General features: G+C 39.3%; 12 protein-coding genes and 1 tRNA gene. 3 read left to right on the forward strand and 10 right to left on the reverse strand.

Features of this window, described 5'->3' with window-relative positions:
- Positions 1 to 19 precede the first annotated feature (19 nt).
- From AAGD16_RS13510 to AAGD16_RS13530, 5 genes are all read right to left on the reverse strand, one after another.
- On the reverse strand, positions 20 to 1,099 hold the full coding sequence (locus AAGD16_RS13510; protein WP_377112392.1) for a Fic family protein: 1,080 nt from the start codon (positions 1,097 to 1,099) through the stop codon (positions 20 to 22).
- Between the two features lie 116 nt (positions 1,100 to 1,215).
- The gene (hsdR, locus tag AAGD16_RS13515; RefSeq protein ID WP_377112395.1) at positions 1,216 to 4,743 is read right to left on the reverse strand and encodes a type I restriction-modification system endonuclease; all 3,528 of its coding nucleotides are present in this window, start codon (positions 4,741 to 4,743) and stop codon (positions 1,216 to 1,218) included.
- Between the two features lie 271 nt (positions 4,744 to 5,014).
- A complete protein-coding gene (mobF, locus tag AAGD16_RS13520) occupies positions 5,015 to 7,579 on the reverse strand; it encodes a MobF family relaxase (protein WP_377112398.1) in 2,565 nt (854 codons plus the stop codon).
- Positions 7,576 to 9,246, reverse strand: a complete 1,671-nt coding sequence (locus AAGD16_RS13525; RefSeq protein WP_377112401.1) for a type IV secretion system DNA-binding domain-containing protein — start codon at positions 9,244 to 9,246, stop codon at positions 7,576 to 7,578. The genes mobF and AAGD16_RS13525 overlap by 4 nt, the downstream gene beginning before the upstream one ends.
- Entirely contained in the window at positions 9,243 to 9,533 is a 291-nt protein-coding gene (locus AAGD16_RS13530; RefSeq protein WP_377112404.1) for a hypothetical protein, read from the reverse strand. The genes AAGD16_RS13525 and AAGD16_RS13530 overlap by 4 nt, the downstream gene beginning before the upstream one ends.
- Positions 9,534 to 10,054: 521 nt before the next feature.
- On the opposite strand from AAGD16_RS13530, the gene AAGD16_RS13535 reads away from it, so the two are divergent.
- Positions 10,055 to 11,611: a hypothetical protein gene (locus AAGD16_RS13535; RefSeq protein WP_377112407.1), complete on the forward strand. Its 1,557-nt coding sequence runs from the start codon at positions 10,055 to 10,057 to the stop codon at positions 11,609 to 11,611.
- An 86-nt stretch (positions 11,612 to 11,697) separates the two neighbouring features.
- Here AAGD16_RS13535 and AAGD16_RS13540 read toward each other — a convergent pair.
- The 3 genes from AAGD16_RS13540 to AAGD16_RS13550 form a co-directional block, all read right to left on the reverse strand.
- Positions 11,698 to 11,774: transfer RNA gene (locus tag AAGD16_RS13540), tRNA-Ile, on the reverse strand.
- A gap of 277 nt (positions 11,775 to 12,051) precedes the next feature.
- Positions 12,052 to 12,210 carry a YqaE/Pmp3 family membrane protein gene (locus AAGD16_RS13545; RefSeq protein ID WP_008466367.1) on the reverse strand — a complete coding sequence of 53 codons (159 nt, stop codon included), beginning with the start codon at positions 12,208 to 12,210 and terminating at the stop codon, positions 12,052 to 12,054.
- A gap of 64 nt (positions 12,211 to 12,274) precedes the next feature.
- The gene (locus AAGD16_RS13550; protein ID WP_033103722.1) at positions 12,275 to 12,844 is read right to left on the reverse strand and encodes a BON domain-containing protein; all 570 of its coding nucleotides are present in this window, start codon (positions 12,842 to 12,844) and stop codon (positions 12,275 to 12,277) included.
- Between the two features lie 313 nt (positions 12,845 to 13,157).
- Between AAGD16_RS13550 and AAGD16_RS13555 the strand changes: the two genes are divergently transcribed.
- The gene (locus AAGD16_RS13555; protein WP_013465984.1) at positions 13,158 to 13,823 is read left to right on the forward strand and encodes a LiaF domain-containing protein; all 666 of its coding nucleotides are present in this window, start codon (positions 13,158 to 13,160) and stop codon (positions 13,821 to 13,823) included.
- 46 nt (positions 13,824 to 13,869) lie between these two features.
- Here the strand turns inward: AAGD16_RS13555 and AAGD16_RS13560 are convergent, their stop codons facing one another.
- On the reverse strand, positions 13,870 to 14,286 hold the full coding sequence (locus AAGD16_RS13560) for a VOC family protein (protein ID WP_377112412.1): 417 nt from the start codon (positions 14,284 to 14,286) through the stop codon (positions 13,870 to 13,872).
- A gap of 236 nt (positions 14,287 to 14,522) precedes the next feature.
- On the opposite strand from AAGD16_RS13560, the gene suhB reads away from it, so the two are divergent.
- The gene (gene suhB / locus AAGD16_RS13565; RefSeq protein WP_010391751.1) at positions 14,523 to 15,326 is read left to right on the forward strand and encodes an inositol-1-monophosphatase; all 804 of its coding nucleotides are present in this window, start codon (positions 14,523 to 14,525) and stop codon (positions 15,324 to 15,326) included.
- 50 nt (positions 15,327 to 15,376) lie between these two features.
- Here the strand turns inward: suhB and AAGD16_RS13570 are convergent, their stop codons facing one another.
- Complete coding sequence (locus tag AAGD16_RS13570) at positions 15,377 to 17,164, reverse strand: bifunctional diguanylate cyclase/phosphodiesterase (RefSeq protein ID WP_033103724.1); 1,788 nt, start codon at positions 17,162 to 17,164, stop codon at positions 15,377 to 15,379.
- Between the last annotated feature and the right edge of the window lie 58 nt (positions 17,165 to 17,222).

Raw genomic sequence — 17,222 nt, forward strand, 5'->3', positions numbered from 1 at the left:
CAAAATTAGTAATTAGGGATTAGCCGTGTGCAACGAGTAAGGAGCACAAGGGTTGATTTATGTAGTAATTAACACGGCCTACTTTTTGTTTGGTCAAAAAGCCGTGCTCCACCAGTTGTTCTAAATACTTGGTGGCTGTAATCCGGGTTACACCTAGGTCTTCCACAATAAAGTCTATTTTGGTGTAAGGGTGGTTAAATAAGTTGTTAAGTAAATCTTGGCTGTAAATTTTAGGGAGCTGCTCTCGTATACCGTGTTTTACTTCTGCCATAAGAGTTTTCATGGCGGTGATAAGTGAAATGGTGTCTCGGGCGGTATCAATAACACCATCAAGCATAAACTCTAACCAAGGTACCCAATTACCCGTGTCGCGCACTGCTTGTAAATTAGCGTAATAATCAGCTTTGTTCTTAATCACAAATCGGCTTAGGTACAGCACCGGTAGGTTTAGTAAGTCTTTAGTCACCAAGTACAAAATATTTAAAATACGCCCGGTACGGCCGTTACCATCGTAAAATGGGTGAATGCTTTCAAACTGATGGTGAATAATGGCCATTTTTACCAATGGATCAGCGTCACATAGCTCATCGTTATTGATAAACTGAACAAGGTTATCCATAAGTTTTGTAATTTCATCGCCGTGTTGTGGTGGGGTATAAACCACTTCACCTGTTCGTGCATTTTTAAGATCAGTCCCCGGGAGCTTTCGTAAACCTGCATCATTATGTTCTAGGTTTTTTTGTATTGCTAGAATGTCATTAAGACGAATAAGTTTGCTTTTACGCGCCGTTTCGAACCCTTGCTTTAAAGCAACTGCATAATCTTGTACTTCTTTTGTGGCGGGGTTGGTTACAGCTTCTTCAAACAAGTTAGCTTTATAAAGTTCATCGTGCGTTGTTACGATGTTTTCTACTTCTGAGCTGTCTTTTGCTTCTTGTAGAGCGAGTGTATTAATCAGTATGGCTTCGTTAGGTATACTTGCGGCAACGCCTTTTAGCTCTGCTAAATGACGATGTGCTGTGGCGGTTTTTTTTAAAACGGCACGGGTTTCCCACTGTTCAATGCTAGGGAGGGGTAAAGGCTCAATATAGGTCGACATAGATTACTTTTATCCTTTTTTATACATGTCTGTTTAGTTATGTATAAATTGTTTAGAAAATTATACATAAGCTATATAACATGTATAGCAATTCCATTTATTTATATACTTTATTGTTAAGCTGTTTTAGCTGGCCATATGGCTTCACTAAGCTCCTCTAGCACTATATCAAGTTGATTATTCAATACTTTATCAAATTGCTTTGCGCCGCCATGCTCACCAAAGCGGTTATTAACAAAGTCACGGTCAATAATGACTTCATGTACGAGTTGCTTAGCTAACCGGTCTAACCACTTGCGCTGGTTAGGGTTCCACAGATGGCTTTGGTAAATGCGCGCCATAGCCTGCGCAACTCTTTGTTCAAACGGAACCAGTGCCTCACCTAATGCCGCGCGACGAATATGACCAATAATGCTCGCTGCAATATCTTGATTAGTTTGGTTACGCACTGCACTTTGCAGCTTAGGCTCGGTGTAACCTGCACCATCAAGCAGCAGCTTAATATCTTTGAGCTGGGTGCGATTTAAATCGCGCGGCTTGTTAACAACCGCAGCAAGCGCTGCATTTTGATTTAATTGTTCTTTAACGAACTGATTAAAACTATCGAGGTAATCTTCTGGTTTTTGATGCGCACCATAGCTTTGGCTGCGATCGCGGATTTCATCGTGATGCTCTGAAATAACAGGTTGTCGCTCGCTGCCTAGCAAGCTATTTACTTCTGCTAATTGATTTAATAAACCACTGTGCTGGTTTATAAACGTTGCCGCTTGTTTTGGCCCTAGCTGGTTTAAATGGGTGTGCAAGCTTTTTGGTTCTACGCCCCATGACTCTTGTAACTCATCTAACTTTTGCTTGAGGGCTGGTTTATTTTCTGACTTTTTCTGTGCCTTACGTAATACCCGCATCACCTTTTGGCTTAGTTGACTCAGCACGACGTCAGCATGGCTTTGTTCTGGCGTATCGCCTGGAGCACTAAGCGCTCGTTCGAGTAGATCAGGATTGGTAATTTCATCCACTAATTGGTCGAGCGTAACGTTCGGATCTCTTACCAAGGGCTTCATGGTATTAACATCTTGCAATGCAGCATAGATATCTACTGGGTCATAAATGCGAAATACGGTTTTACCTATGTCATCACAGCGGCGGGTTGCACGCCCAACCATTTGCTCGTATAAAATGCGAGATTTTACTCGGCGCATAAACACTAAGTTACAAATTTTAGGCACATCAATGCCGGTCGTTAATAAATCAACGGTAATGGCAATATTAGGGTATCGCTCGTTTTTATATTGGCGGATAAGCTGCTCTACCTTATCACTTTGGCCAGTTACTTTAGCCACGGCAGCCTGATTATATTCGCCGTTATAAAGATCTTTAAAAGCCTCATCGAGTAAGCGTTTTACCATGTCGGCGTGCAAATCGGTGGCACAAAAAATCATGGTTTTCTCGTCACCAAAGGGATCTAGCTCTTGCACAAGTTGCTCACAAATAACACGGTTGAAGTTTTCGTTAATAACTCGGCGGTTAAACGCGTCAACTTCGAAACTTAGTTCGTCATCGAGTTCGGCGCTTTGTACTTCACCAGTTTGCGTGTTAATAGCGCTAACTTCCTCACCTTTGGTAAAAGTAATGCCATTTTGTGTCAATAAGGTTTCATAACGAATCGGTGGTTCGTGATCGATTAGCCAGTCGTCAGCTACTGCTTCTCTGTATGAATAGGTATAAACAGGTTTGCCAAAAATATCACTCGTGTGTTTTGCCGGTGTCGCCGTAAGTGCAATTTTTACTGCATCAAAATAATCTAATACTCGGCGATAGCTCGACAAGTATTGGCTGGTGTCGCGAGTAGCCAGTTCACCCTCTGTCATTTCTTGATCGAGTGTATAACCTCGGTGGGCTTCATCAATTATAATGCAATCAAACTGATCTAGCGGTGGCGGGTTATCACTCATAAAAATACGCTTAACCATAGCTTGAACAGTTGCAACTTGTACGCGGGTTTCTGCCTCGGCCGCCATATCACCTAGTTCTGCCACATTGTATATCTTTGATAATGTGTGATTTTGTTCAAGTGGCGCTTCGTTAAAAGCGTCTATTGCTTGTTGCCCTAGAGCTGTTCGGTCGACTAAAAATAAAATTCGCTTGAAGCGTTCAGCTTTTAAAAAGCGATACATTAAACCAATAATTGTACGGGTTTTTCCGGTGCCTGTTGCCATTGCTAGCAAAGCATGACGAATATTTTTCGCTAAGGTATTTTCAACAGCGATAATCGCTTTTTGCTGGTAATCACGCACTTTTAAGTAGCCAAAAGGCTCATCTTTTAGTTTTTGTTGGGCGGCGTCTTTGCTGCGCTTAAGTAGATCAAGCAACCCCTCAGGGGTATGAAACTTTGGCAAAGCGCGTTTAATATTCGCAGGTTCGCGTACATCACGAAACCACGTACCTGATTGTTCAGCAAGTTGAGGTACATACGGGCGACCGTTACAGGAATAAACAAACGGTACTTTATAGTGGCCATCCTCTTCATCTGGCCATGCTATGGTCAACCCTTGTAGCTCCCAAGCAGGTATTAAAGAGGATTGAACATTCAAGCCTTTACTGTATCGCTCTGCTTGTGAAATTTTACCTGCAACATTGGTGTTTTCTTTTTTAGCTTCAACCACCGCAATAGGTGAAAGGCCTGCAAAAAGTACGTAATCAGCACGCCCTTTTTTTCCTTGATATTCAGTAGGCCACTCAGCAATGGCGATGTTTTTTCCTTTCTCTGGGCGAGTGCCATTTTTATGGGTGAGCACTTCAGTATCAACATCCCAGCCAGATTCTTGTAACTGTTGGTCGATTAGAATACGTGTTAACGCTTCATCCAGGACAATATTCTTAGTTGCAGCTTTTGAACTTGTACTTAGCTTTTGCTTATATGAGGTGTTTGATTCGTCATCTAGGTTTGAAAGCTTAGTTTGTAACTCTGCTATCTTCTTTTCGTAGTTGTGTTTTTGGTCGGCAAGCGCTCTTTCATGTTCTTTCGCTTGCTCAGCTAGCTCTTTGGACTCTTGGTCCATCTCAAAAGCTAGCGATTCATATTCTGTTTTTTCTTTATTTATTAGTTCGTTGAGTTGTTGGCTGGAGTCAAGATCGAGGTTTGCTTTTTGCAGGTCGACTTTTAAGTTATCTATTTCACTTTGTAAACTACGTAATTGCTCACTGGGGTCATGAGGAGGGGTAAAAGCACCCGGTTTAAATGAGGTACCCTGCTTACCAAATGACTGATGAAACCATATCGCTAACTTACGTGCGACAACTAAGCCATTAATAGCTTCTTTATGTTTTGTTCTAAATTTGTGAGTTGCTTTATTCCCTTCAACCCTCAGCGTATGAAAAAGGTCTTTAACAACCTGATCTAATTGAAGCTCTCTACTGATTCTGTGTATTAATTCAAGCTGCGAAGTATTGTCTTCAAAGTTAACTCTTACTAATACAGCAATGTGTTGCGCAATCGCCTCGCCTAGCTGTCTCAATTTAATTAACGTGGTATTAGGGTCACTAGCAAACGCTTTTTCAGCCGCACCCGCTAGCTCGACAAAAAGATCGTCGTGTTCAGAAAGAAAGTAAAAATTTCCCATTTTATTATCCACAGCTAACTCCATTTAAGCACTTGATCTAACTTATTGGACATCTACTTATTCAACTTATATTTTTATTGTTGAATACCATTAAGCTTATTACTTTCAGCCATAATACCAATATAAGTTAAAAATTATACATTCTTAATCAAAAAGATATATATACAAAAAACGGCCACATATTTATGGCCGTTTTAGTTGCATACTTTTTAGATTCATACTTAAGCGACATTTATGACTAAAATAAGAATCAAGGAAAATTGAGGGATACAATCATAAAGAGAGATTTAACTCGCTAAATGATAAATTCTTGCTCCATAACTTTCACCTCTTTATTTAGAGCAATATCAAGTTCCTTCTGAGATAAATACTCAGAAGCTAATTTAGGACGATTATCTCTTGACATATTTTTCGATAAGGCCTCGCGTAAACCTCGCTCACGAGGTGCATGTTGAAAGCTATCAGGAATATCTTCTTCTAACTCTTGTGAGTTAACAAAAATATGAGCCTTGTCTTTATGGCGGGAACAAGCAACATAGGTGTGAGCACGATCCATGTATTGTGTGTAGTAAACAAAAACATCACCATCAATGGTTAACCCTTGTGAGCTATATACAGTCTGTGCGTATGCCTGTGTAATATATGTTCGCCCCTCATCATTTGCGTATGAAGATGACATAAACTGAGTTTCACGCCCTGAATCTAATTTAACACGAATCCAAATATCGCCATCATCCATTAATTTAATTTTGGTTACTGTACCTATATCACCGTTGGTATAATTTCTGTCATAATCATTTTTGGTAAACCTAATACGCTCACCTAAAGATATGAGCACATCTATATCGCGATCACTTACAACACCTTTCACCAATACGTTTTCGTTACCTACCAATCCTTCCGATTGAAGCTGAGACCGCATTCCATTGTTTAGTTCAACTACATCCACCCAGCTTTGTGCGATAACCATGGAACGCTTTGTTGGCTGTTTATGTCTGAATGAGGTCCATTCACTAATAATCTTTTCTTTTGCTATTTGTTCATTGTTTTCAAAATAAAGCTGTCCATGTTTATCGTATTGAGCCAATGCTTTATTAGCATGCCCATCACGAAAGTCTGCAACCGCCTGTCGATCCCATGTATTACTCTGCCGGCGAATCGTTTCAACTCTAGCAGCTCCGATCACTTCAGGACTTGATAAATAGCGTAATACGCCGCCATGTTCGATCGCATCTAATTGCTTATCCTCACCCACAAGAATTATTTTAAAATCTAACTCCTTTGCAAAGTTCATTAATTGTTCAAGCTGGAAAGTACCAACTTGACCTGCTTCGTCAATGATTAGCACACCACCATTTGAAATAGGAGGCCTATCAGTATCTAACCATGCGAGAAGTCGAGTAATTGTTAATGACTTGATATGTGCTTCATTTTTAAGATTTTTGGCAGCAGATTGGGCTACAGATGCGCCTAAAACTTGCTTACCGATTGATTCGTAGATATCTCTTACACATCGCATTGAAGCGGATTTACCTGCACCGGCCGAACCTTGTAATATCGCCAGCTGAGATTCCATACAAACGTTATATACACCAAATTTTTGTTCATCACTCAACTGAATTGATTGATTGTGGATATGATGCTCAATTGTCTTTAATGGTATATTAGCCCAATTACAACCAGCTAAATACTTGGCGCTTTTAATTAGTGATTGCTCTTTTTCTAATACATTTCTGGTGGTAAAAATCTCGTTGTGTTTTCTGTCGGTACCAAGCTCAATGGTTGATTCGTTGTCGATTAAGTTTTTGATCACTGCGTGCAGTGATTGAAGCGACTGGCCAGACTCTATGGCCTTAACACCTCCAAGGAAAAAGGCTTGTTGTCTCGTGAAGGTAGACGATTTCTCAGTAAGAAGGTTAACAAGCTCTTCTTTGTCAAAAATTCCCTTAGGAAATAAACTTGCATTATCTATGGTCTTATCCAGAAGTTTCTGAACATCTAATTGTGATAGACCAAGCGTTGATAATTCTGTTTGCCACTGTTGAAAAAAATCAGCTCTGTTGATTTCACCTTTTGCATCACGCGTACTTAATGAAGCAAGATCTCCCGAAACGGAAGAACGATTTTTAATACCACGCTCTTTTAGTTCATCTTCAATTTGTGCTGAACGTTTTGAAAAGTGTTTGCATATTGATTTAGGTATGCCAATAACTCTGAAGGCATCACCATCTAACTCTGTTTCAAAACCTAAACCTCGAATGGAATCAGCTAGGCTCACCTTGTAAACCATTCCAATTGCTTTTTGCCAAAGCATAATGGTGCGTGAGTCTATAGATCCCCATGTTCCATCTTCTCTTGGAGCTATGTTTGCAACAATTACATGCGAGTGTAAGTGGGGGTCAATAGCTCGGCTAGTGCTATGCTCAAAAGCAGCTGCTACCAATCCTGCGACTTTTTCTCTGTAACAACCTGCTTTACCCCTGCGTGTAAATGCGGCGTACTCTTCGATAATAGCAATAGCCTTTTTTACTGCTCTTAGTTGGGCAGTTTGTATTTTTTTTCGCAATTCTGGATCAGCGGCAGCCCATAAGACTGAGACTGATTTTGGCGCATTAAGTGTAAGATCCCAACCCAATGTATGGTTCTTACCGGCATTCTGGCACAAAGCTGTTTTGCCACAGGGAGAGTAACCTTGTAACAGGTTGCTTAACACATCAGATGTGACGGGCCCTTTAAGCTTTAGCAATAATGCAGCTGAGCCACACCATTTCCCATCTGGTTCGCCGCCCTTCAAGTAGTAATCCTCAGTAGCTAAATCCAAGTAATATTCAGCGCTTCCAATCTTTGCAAATGTCATCATTTGGCTCCCCTCCTATTTAATCTGTTCTCGGTCTTTACTAGGGGAGTTCGATCACGAGTTAGTTTTTTGATGACAGCGTCAGCTACCTTCTTATATTCATTAATTGGCCAATTAAGACGATAAACAGCATTTGTTCCACTTATTAATGCGAAACCTTCGATACCGTTTCTTAAGGTGGGTTGAGGCAGGTGAATTAAGTCCTCGGGTTTAACAATAGCTATATCTTCTTGATGCTGAGAATTAGACTTTTCTCCCTTTTCATTAGTTGTTGCAGTCTGATATTCGACCCTTCTTTTACCTAAGGAGTCTGATGCTTTTTCAGCTGAATCACCAGTTGGAGCGAGCTTGAATGTAACTACATTGCCAAATAACCCTAGCACAGTATTTGCGTCTTCTTTCCCGTATATCGACTCAAGTTGGGAAAGTAGTTGAACACCTGCAATCGTTTTACACCCTTTACTTCGTCCTAGAGCTAACCAGGTTTCTAACCGTTTAGATTTATTCAATGTAGCAAGCTCATCCAGAATAAGCCAAATTGACTCTGTTTGGGTATCTGGTTGGGATAACACTTTATTGGTCAATATTGCGAGTAACGTGGTTATTAACGCTGAACTCATCAAGGGTGAAGTAAGGTCACCTTGGACAATAAGTGTTTTCTTTGTTCTCCCCTTTAACCATTCCCCAATTGAAAATACGTCGCCACTATTTTGGTTTAATTCTGCAAGTGTTTTCACCCAAGAAAGCTGAGTTGCAATCATGGAACGAATCGATGCAGTAGTTTTATCTTCTGGTTTAATAAACGTCGCAGCCTGAGGGTAAGAGCCTAGCCACTTTAGTAACTCTTCATCTTTACAGAACAAGTGTTTTGAGAGTTCAGCCCAAGACCAAGGTTTACCAGCTTTAATAAGACCAACAATTACACCAATCAGCACAACCCGAGCAGAATCGACCCAAAAAGTCTCCTTGGTTATATTGGATGAGATAACTGCTTCAGCAAATACTTCAGCAAGCCCAACATCAGTTATATCCAAACCCAAATTCCAATTTATGCTGCGCTCATCTTTAGGGCTCAACAATAGGCAATCGTTCACCAAGAATAGTTCGGTATATTCGCCTTTGATGTCGTAAATCAGTGCACGGTCTTTACGCTGAAGTATCTGTTTTATGAAAGACTTAATTAAGTTCGATTTACCCGCGCCTTGCATCCCCCAGATAAGAAAATTTCCAACTTCTTTTATCAAGGGGATTTGAAGTGAGGGATGTATAAATAGCCCTCGCGTCCCTTCTCGTTTTGTAGCACATTTAAAATGATGTATTGCTTTTGAACCTTTGAGTAAACGCGGACCACGTATATGAAATAAGTCAGTTTGGTTAAAGTGCTTAACTCGAAACTTCCAAACCATTATAGAAGCGATGAGTGTTGATAAAATTAATATAGATAAGCTACCAAACATAGCTGTTGATGGCATAGAAAAAACAGTGGGTGCTTGCTGCAAAAGAAAAGCTGATAGTAGTAAATTTTTGCCCCATACAACTAGCTTAACTAATACGGATGAACCCCCAAGGCTTTCCATAATGGTTATTTCTGAAATCAAGAAAATGATGCAAGAGAGAATCAAGGCAACATTAAGGTGACTCCATTTTTGCGATAACTGCGATTGCTTCATCTTACTTTCCTTGCCAACTTATTTCTAATAGAGACTTTAGCAGCATGAGCTTCATCAGGATCAAGCCCAGCAACAACAGAGGTAATCACAAATGTGTTTTGGGTAATTTCAGCTCGCAGATTATTGATCAAATCACGCAGCTCAACCTGTTTCTCGGCGAGCTGAATTCGCTGACGTGCTATTTCTGCTATCGTCGCTCCTTGATTCTCAGCTTCTAAAGCTAAACGCTCGAAGTCTTGAGCAGGTAGGCGCACACTGATTTGCTTACTAGTTTTTGAGCTTTTCATTTTATCTTCCATGAATTTAATGAAACCATTTGTAAATATTTGGGTTAGCAAAGCTATTTACTTGAATTGATCTCAGTTTAAATTTTGTCTCTTTTAGTTAAAAATATTGGCTTTACACGAATTCCGAATGTGACTTGGTAGCATCATAGGTGCTGGGGTGTAAGAGCATTTTTTTTCACTTAAACAAACAATCCTTTCAAAGTGTCAATGAGCCAAACTTTTAATCCTGAACTCATGCACACTTCCAATATCATGACAGGTTTTTCTGGACCGGGCAGAAACAAAGTAAAATATTTTTTATATGAAAAAAATATACTGTCATCTCAAGGATTTAAATAATCTGTTAAAGAATAAAGTGAACAAATTTAATTTTTTACAAAAAATATCACTGAATAAAACCAATTAAAAAACAAACCTAATACATTGATAAATAATATTTATTTTTTTATCGGTCCAGTTCTGTCTAATACGCTAACATCTACATCGTCTCCAGGAAGGGGTGTTATAAAGGATGAATGCGCATGGATGCGATAGAGAATTTAGTGCTCAATGGGCACGTTGCAAATCAAAAAGTTCGAGCAGCTAGAAACAACGTACTTGCTTTAGGATTGAATAAATCGGAGTTAAATCAGCTGGTTGCTGAATTAGCGCTAGCCGCCACTGATTTAACTAATATGAATGAAAACGCGAATCTAGGTAAAAATTGCAATGTTGTGAATATTTCAGCTGGTACTGCTGATAGCCAGATAAAATTAAGCTCTCAGGTTATTACCCGACTACCTAATGAAACAAAAGATTTAAATATAAAAGAGTTTATTCAGACGTTTGAAGGAAAGCCTAAAGTGTTAAAAGGCTACCCTGGTATGTCAATCAAAGTATCGCGCAAAGAAAAAATCATTCAGCTAAGAGATGGTGGTGATGGTCAATATTTTAAGCTGATTTCATATCCGGTAGAGCACCAATTCACTAAGGAGGACATACAGACAATAATTGATGCACACAAGCGATTTATAGATAGACGAAAAGCCAAAATGCCATGGAAAGAGCGAGGTTACCTTCTAGGTGGTAGCTATCGTGAGTTGAGCACATTCCATGACTTGTTCGAATTTTATAAGGAATTAGCTTCAAAAAAACGTGCTGATGCGATTAGCCGTATTCAAACACGATATTTTTCTGGTCAATGGGGAGAGAAAATAATGGCCAACTACAGTATTGCAACATTCAGAACTGATTACTTAGACAGGTCCGTTTCATCTCGCTGTAAATCCGATCGGAATGAAATTATTAAAATGGTAAGAGCCGCTGTTAACAAAGCTAAAGCTAGTGAAAGTATCAAAATCAATGTTCAAGAATTAATCATGAGGGGGGAGCGCTCTAGAGCTGATAAAACAGATAAAACGATACCTAAGATGTCGACGTTAACTCAATTTATAATTGAAGCTTATAAGAGCGATTACAACTCATTGGGACTAAAACTAATTATTCAGTTTATGGCATCAACCCGTGAGAGGAATACTAACGAACGGCAGTGGACTCGCGTCAACTTAGATGACCAGTCTATTGAAGTGCCCGCCCCTGAAAGTAAAACTGGGTTTAGACGACACCCTATCCCTGAGCGACTAGTTGATATACTGAGTACAGAAAAAAGTAAACAACAAAGGGATGTGAACGTAACTAAGGATTGTAATGGTGAGCCCTTGTTCATGTTTGAAAGTCCATACAACCGCGGTAAGGTTGATACAACTCTAAACAAACAATTTAGCGATGTGAAAGCTAGCCTATTAGCTAAAAAGGAGCGATTAGGATCAACTAAAGCAGATTTAAAAAGCATAAGTAGTTTCACTCAGCACAGGATCAGAGATTTAGTAGAGCAAGCACTACTTGATGTTTCAGCCTCAGAAGGGCAAAAAGAAAAATGTTTGGGCCGTTTACCTCGAGAGCAAGCAGAATCGTATGGAAATCACAGTATTGAAAAGCTCAGCGAATTGAAAGACCGAATGGTAGAGAAAGCGGAACTGGAATTCCCAGAGCTAAAAGCATTATTTCAACGTCTAATAGACAAAGAAATTGAGCAATGATAACTTATAGGGGTGTAAAAAAAGGTGTAAAAAAATTTCTGAATATACTTTAACTATCTGATATTGATTATGTTAAAGGTTAAAAGTGGTGGCCCCTCCCAGACTCGAACTGGGGACCTAACGATTATGAGTCGTGTGCTCTAACCAACTGAGCTAAGGGGCCATCTTTGTATAACTGTAAGCAGTTAATTTTTGAAGCGTTTAGCCACAGAGCGACTAAAGCGGGTTGCAGTATAAAAAGTTTTTAGGGGCTTGTCACTAGCAAAAAGCTTTATTTTAACAATCAAGGGGCTAACTGCTCAAATAGTAGGCTTTGAGGTTTTGTTAGTGATGAGTTTTGTAAAACAAATCCATCTATTAATAGCAGCCTGAGTAACTAATACACATACCTTTGGGAGCACTTAGCAACTCAGTATTAAATGTCCTGCTATGCTGCTACATTATTTTTTGGCGATAATATAAATCGCATGAATTAATCCTGGGAAATAGCCGAGCAAAGTTAGCAAAATATTTAACCAAAAATGCATCCCTAGTCCTACCTGTAAAAACACACCCAGTGGTGGTAATAAAATAGAAAAAATAATTCTAATGATATCCATAATTTAATCCTTATAATGTTAGCAAAGCAAAAAGCCCAGCAGGGCTGGGCTTTAGTATAGTGTATTATTCTGCAATAACAGTTAATTCATCAACTACCTTGCGAACATCTTCAGCGTTTTTAGCAATTTCCATCGCTAATTGCTTTTCAGCATCAGACTCAACTGTACCTTTAAGAGTTACCACACCATTATCGGTATCAACATCAATGTCTGTACCACCTACTTCAGAATCAAATAAGTAACGTGTTGTGATCACTGTAGTGATTTTAGCATCGGTTAAATCACTTTCAGTGTCGTTACCCATCATTTTAGAATCATGCTTCTTCATGTCGGTGTTTTTTACCACAGTTAGACTGTTTTCAACATCAGTTACACCATCTAGGCTTAGCACAAGTTCTTCAGCAAGCTCTTTATCTACTTCGCTGTTTACTTTACCTGTTAGCATTACCTTGCCGTTTTTTACGTCCGTGTTGATATCAAAGTTATTTAGATTGGTGTTCATAAGCAAGACTGTTTCTGCTTTCCCATCAATCCAAGCATCTTTACTTTCGTTTTCCCAACTGCTTGCCTGAGCACCCATTGCGGTTGTTCCTAATACTAGGGCTGCAATCATAGACTTATTAAATGTTTTCATAATCGTTCTCCTTTTGATTAAAGACACTTAAGCTAATGCGAGCATCGGGCCAACATTTTTTAATCTTTAATTTCAATAGGTTAATTTAAAATAGTAGATATTGGCTTAAACCTACTAAGTAAACATTTACAGACTATTGCGTAAAAGTTTCTCGAATAGCGAAACTTACTAAATAATTGTATATTTGGTTAATCTGTCGTTAATATAATAAAGAATCAAAAACCCAAAATCATAAACCACTGAATTTAAACAATTTAAAATTTGGTATAAGGCTTGCTTTGAAATAACCAGCAACCATAAAAGGATAATTTAAATGTCTGTTAAAATTGAAGACCGCCCTATTGAGCAAGTTCGTGAGCAAGTGATTGATCAGCTCATTTATAATTACAGCCATGGTGTTATTTCTGTTGAAGCATTTGAAAGGCGCTTAGACGACGCCATGGCAGCGAGTGACAATAAAGCACTTATGGATCTCGTTGAAGATTTAACCTTAAATACTGACCAGCAATATAAGGCGCAAAAGCACTCTCAGTTTGCACCTAATTATAGCGCGCAGCATGAGACTGATGAAGAGCCACTTACATTAAGAAGCATTCTTGGTTCGAGTGAACGAAGCGGCCAATGGGTAGTTCCTCAAAACATTTACATAGAAAACTACATGGGGTCAATCAATCTTGATTTTACAGATGCGATTTTTACCCACCAACATGTCACTATTCACGTTAATTGTTATTTTGGCAGCGAAGAAATATATGTGCCAGAGCACGTTAATGTAGTTTCTAAAATGTTTTGTATTTTAGGCAGTTTTGAAAATAAAACAGTGTCACTTAATAAACGCCAAGGGCCAACGATTCACATTGAAGGAAAAACTGTTTTAGGCTCTGTGGAAGTTAAAGTTAAACGCACTATTAAAGAAAAATTTATTAGCTTTGCAAATGATCTAAAAACTCAACTTGGCATGAATGGTAAACATTATTAAATATGCTAAACATTGAATGAAGCCAAAACAGTTGGCTTCATTCATATTATAAGTCGTTATTTCGCTCACTAGGTACATCACTCATGTACTCTACAAACTCAACTTCAAACCCTGCGGGATCAATATAATAAATGTTTTTTCTAAATAGATTTACAGCACCTTCTTTACTTATTGCAAAGCCCGCATGTTTTAGGCGCGCTATTACTGCATTTAAGTTATTGGTTACATAGGCAAAGTGTGCCAAACCAATTTGATGTCCTGATAGGTCGCGGTTTTCCCCTTCCCCATGATCGCTTATAGCAATATATTGCTCGTTATCACCAAAATGTATCCAGCGCCTTGCTTTACCATACCAGGTTCCTTCTCCCTCACTTCTAATTGACCAATAGGGAAACGCTGCTTGGTAAAACTTAAGCATAGCATTTATGTCACTAACAACTAAATTTACGTGTTCTAATTTCATAACTTTCTTCCTATTAATTGAATATAGAACATCATAAAACCTCAAGTTAACTTTAGGTAAAGCGCTAATTTACAAATTTATTGTCTGTTTTTATTCCGATAAATATATTGAAAGATCATGCCTGTACAAAAAACACTCACAAGTATTTAGGCTTTATGGTTTACTTTATGGCAAAAACCGCTAAAATACGCCGGCTTAAATATATAAACGTTCTTTTACAACCCAAAGGTAATACCATGCATCCAATGTTAAACATTGCGGTTCGCGCTGCGCGTAACGCAGGCAAGCTTATTCTTCGTGCAAGTGAAGACTTATCAAAAGTTGAAGTGCAACAAAAAGGCACTAATGATTTAGTTACGAACATTGATAAAGAAGCCGAAGCCGTAATTCGTGACACTATTTTACGTTCTTACCCTGATCACTGCATCGTTGGTGAAGAGTTAGGCGAACACAAAGGTAAGGATGCTGATTACCAATGGATTGTTGACCCACTTGATGGCACAACTAACTTCATCAAGGGTATCCCTCATTTCGCAGTATCTATTGCACTTAAAGTTAAAGGTCGTTTAGACCAAGCCGTAATTTACGATCCAATTCGAGGCGAACTTTTCACCGCTTCTCGTGGTCAAGGCGCACAGTTAAACAGCAAACGTTTACGTGTATCTAAAACGGTTGAACTTGCCGGTTCTGTTCTTGCAACAGGTTTCCCTTTCAAACAAAAACACCACTTAGATGCCTATTCTGAAGCGTTTAAAGCATTATTCGTACATACCGCTGATATTCGTCGTGCAGGCTCTGCAGCACTTGATATGGCGTATGTTGCAGCGGGTCGTGTTGATGGTTTCTTTGAAATTGGTTTAAAACCGTGGGATACAGCAGCAGGCGAGCTATTAGTTAAAGAAGCTGGCGGCATGGTTGTTGATTTTGCTGGCGGTAATAACTACAACGTGAGCGGTAACGTTATTTGTGGTGCACCTAAGCTAACACAAGCGATTGTTCGTGAAATGCGCCCAGTATTATCTGAGTCGTTATTACGTTAATCGTAATACCGCACTAAAAAAAGGAGCCGAGGCTCCTTTTTTGCTTTTTGTTAGCCACTTTTTTTACTATTGGATAAACGCACAACAGCGGGTGCAGGCCTTCTTCGATTACAAATAAATAAGTAGCTGTGACGATAACGTTTTGCTTCTTTTTTAGCATCTGTGGCTAATGCCGCTACTTGATGGCTATTTTTACACTGCTGCAGATCCGGCTCAACTAAACCTATCGATAATGTAAGTAGAGGTACAAACTGCTTTTCGCCCTCTCGATTAGTTGCCCAATACCCTTTTCCAGCAATATGCTCTGGCGTAAAAAATACGCGTGACTGCAATTCAAATTGCGTGATAATGGTATTACAAACCTCCACCGCATCTTTTTTTTCAAACACCACCATAAAGTCATCGCCACCAATATGCCCGACAAAGTTAGCGCTGTGCGCACACGCTTTTACAGTCACATCGGCCAGAAGTTTTATCACGCTGTCCCCACTGGCATAACCATACAGATCGTTAAATTGTTTAAAATGATTTAAATCGATATAAGCTAGTGAAAATGGCTGTTTATGTTGCAGACGCTGCTCTATTACTTCACTAATTGCCACATTACCCGGTAACATGGTTAGAGGGTTAGCATGTTGGGCGTGGCGGATTTTTTCAGCGGTAATGTGCTTTAATATGTCCCTTAGCGGTGCCAAACCTAAATATTTATTATTACTTGTGATAACAATATGGCGACGAATATCAAAGTCTTGCTCTGTTATTTGCTGAGAGACAATATCAAGCATTTGATTTTCATCAACCACCAAAGGCTGTTTATCCATTAACTCAGTGACTTCACATTTATCATAAAGTGCATGCCCGTATGGCGCGGCAAACACTTCTGTTAGCTGATCTTTGTGTAACAGCCCTATTGGCTGCTGATTGCTATTTAAAACGGGTAAGCTAATTATGCGCTTGTCTTGCTCAAAAAGCGCATGAGCCTCTTTACAACGCGTGTGACTGCTAATGGCAGGCTGAGCAACAGCAAGCACCCCGATAGCCATTGATTGTTCAAACTTTGACCCTGCTTGAGTCGATGTAAATGCTTGTAACTGCTTACAGTTATAGTCATAGCTTGGTTGTTGGCTGGGTCTTTCTAACAAAAATCCCTGAACATGACTTATGCCTATACTTTTAACTAAATCGAGTTCTTCAGTACGCTCAATTCCCTCTGCAATCACCGCTGTATTTGTTGCCCGTGCTAACACCACAATTGATTTTAGAAATTCTTTTTTAACTTCGCTTTGATCGCAATGATCAATAAAGTAACGATCAATTTTTACAATATCTGGGCATAACTGCGACCATTGCTTTAGACCGGAATAACCTGCACCAAGATCGTCAATAGCAATAGTGAAGCCTAGCTCTCGATAATGAGCAATGGTTTTTAACAGTAAAAAGCCATCATCTACTTTTTCTTGTTCGGTGACTTCAATCACCACACGATTAGCCGCAAGACCAAACTGTTCAATTAAATGTAAAGTTTCGCCTTTAGGGTGGCTCGGATCGAGTAGAATTTTTGGGCTGACATTTAAAAATAACTTCCCTTGTAGATTTAGTTTTACAAAGTTTTCTATGGCGCGAGAACGGCATAAAAGCTCAAGCTCTGAGATCAATTGATATTTATGAGCCGTTTCGAATAGCTTATTTGGCATCGCTAATGGGCTATTTTTAGGGCCTCGACTCAGCGCTTCATACCCAATAATAGATTGCTTAGTTATATCAAAAATAGGTTGGAACAAGGTTGTTATTGCCCCTTGTTGTAAAATTGACTCTAAGGCTTTACGTTGCTCAGTCACTACTAGCTCTGATCAAAATTAAATAAGAGTAATAAAATATCAAGCTCGTATGACAATT

It is taken from the genome of Pseudoalteromonas sp. M58, assembly GCF_042604605.1.
GTDB classification, from domain to species: domain Bacteria; phylum Pseudomonadota; class Gammaproteobacteria; order Enterobacterales; family Alteromonadaceae; genus Pseudoalteromonas; species Pseudoalteromonas tetraodonis.

What these genes read in the sequence shown, in the direction of transcription:
- hsdR (WP_377112395.1), bottom strand. Translation starts at nt 4,743, where the DNA reads ATGGAGTTAGCTGTGGATAATAAAATGGGAAATTTTTACTTTCTTTCT.
- AAGD16_RS13525 (WP_377112401.1), bottom strand. Translation starts at nt 9,246, where the DNA reads ATGAAGCAATCGCAGTTATCGCAAAAATGGAGTCACCTTAATGTTGCC.
- AAGD16_RS13545 (WP_008466367.1), bottom strand. Translation starts at nt 12,210, where the DNA reads ATGGATATCATTAGAATTATTTTTTCTATTTTATTACCACCACTGGGT.
- AAGD16_RS13555 (WP_013465984.1), top strand. Translation starts at nt 13,158, where the DNA reads ATGTCTGTTAAAATTGAAGACCGCCCTATTGAGCAAGTTCGTGAGCAA.
- mobF (WP_377112398.1), bottom strand. Translation starts at nt 7,579, where the DNA reads ATGATGACATTTGCAAAGATTGGAAGCGCTGAATATTACTTGGATTTA.
- AAGD16_RS13560 (WP_377112412.1), bottom strand. Translation starts at nt 14,286, where the DNA reads ATGAAATTAGAACACGTAAATTTAGTTGTTAGTGACATAAATGCTATG.
- AAGD16_RS13535 (WP_377112407.1), top strand. Translation starts at nt 10,055, where the DNA reads ATGGATGCGATAGAGAATTTAGTGCTCAATGGGCACGTTGCAAATCAA.
- AAGD16_RS13530 (WP_377112404.1), bottom strand. Translation starts at nt 9,533, where the DNA reads ATGAAAAGCTCAAAAACTAGTAAGCAAATCAGTGTGCGCCTACCTGCT.
- AAGD16_RS13510 (WP_377112392.1), bottom strand. Translation starts at nt 1,099, where the DNA reads ATGTCGACCTATATTGAGCCTTTACCCCTCCCTAGCATTGAACAGTGG.
- AAGD16_RS13550 (WP_033103722.1), bottom strand. Translation starts at nt 12,844, where the DNA reads ATGAAAACATTTAATAAGTCTATGATTGCAGCCCTAGTATTAGGAACA.
- suhB (WP_010391751.1), top strand. Translation starts at nt 14,523, where the DNA reads ATGCATCCAATGTTAAACATTGCGGTTCGCGCTGCGCGTAACGCAGGC.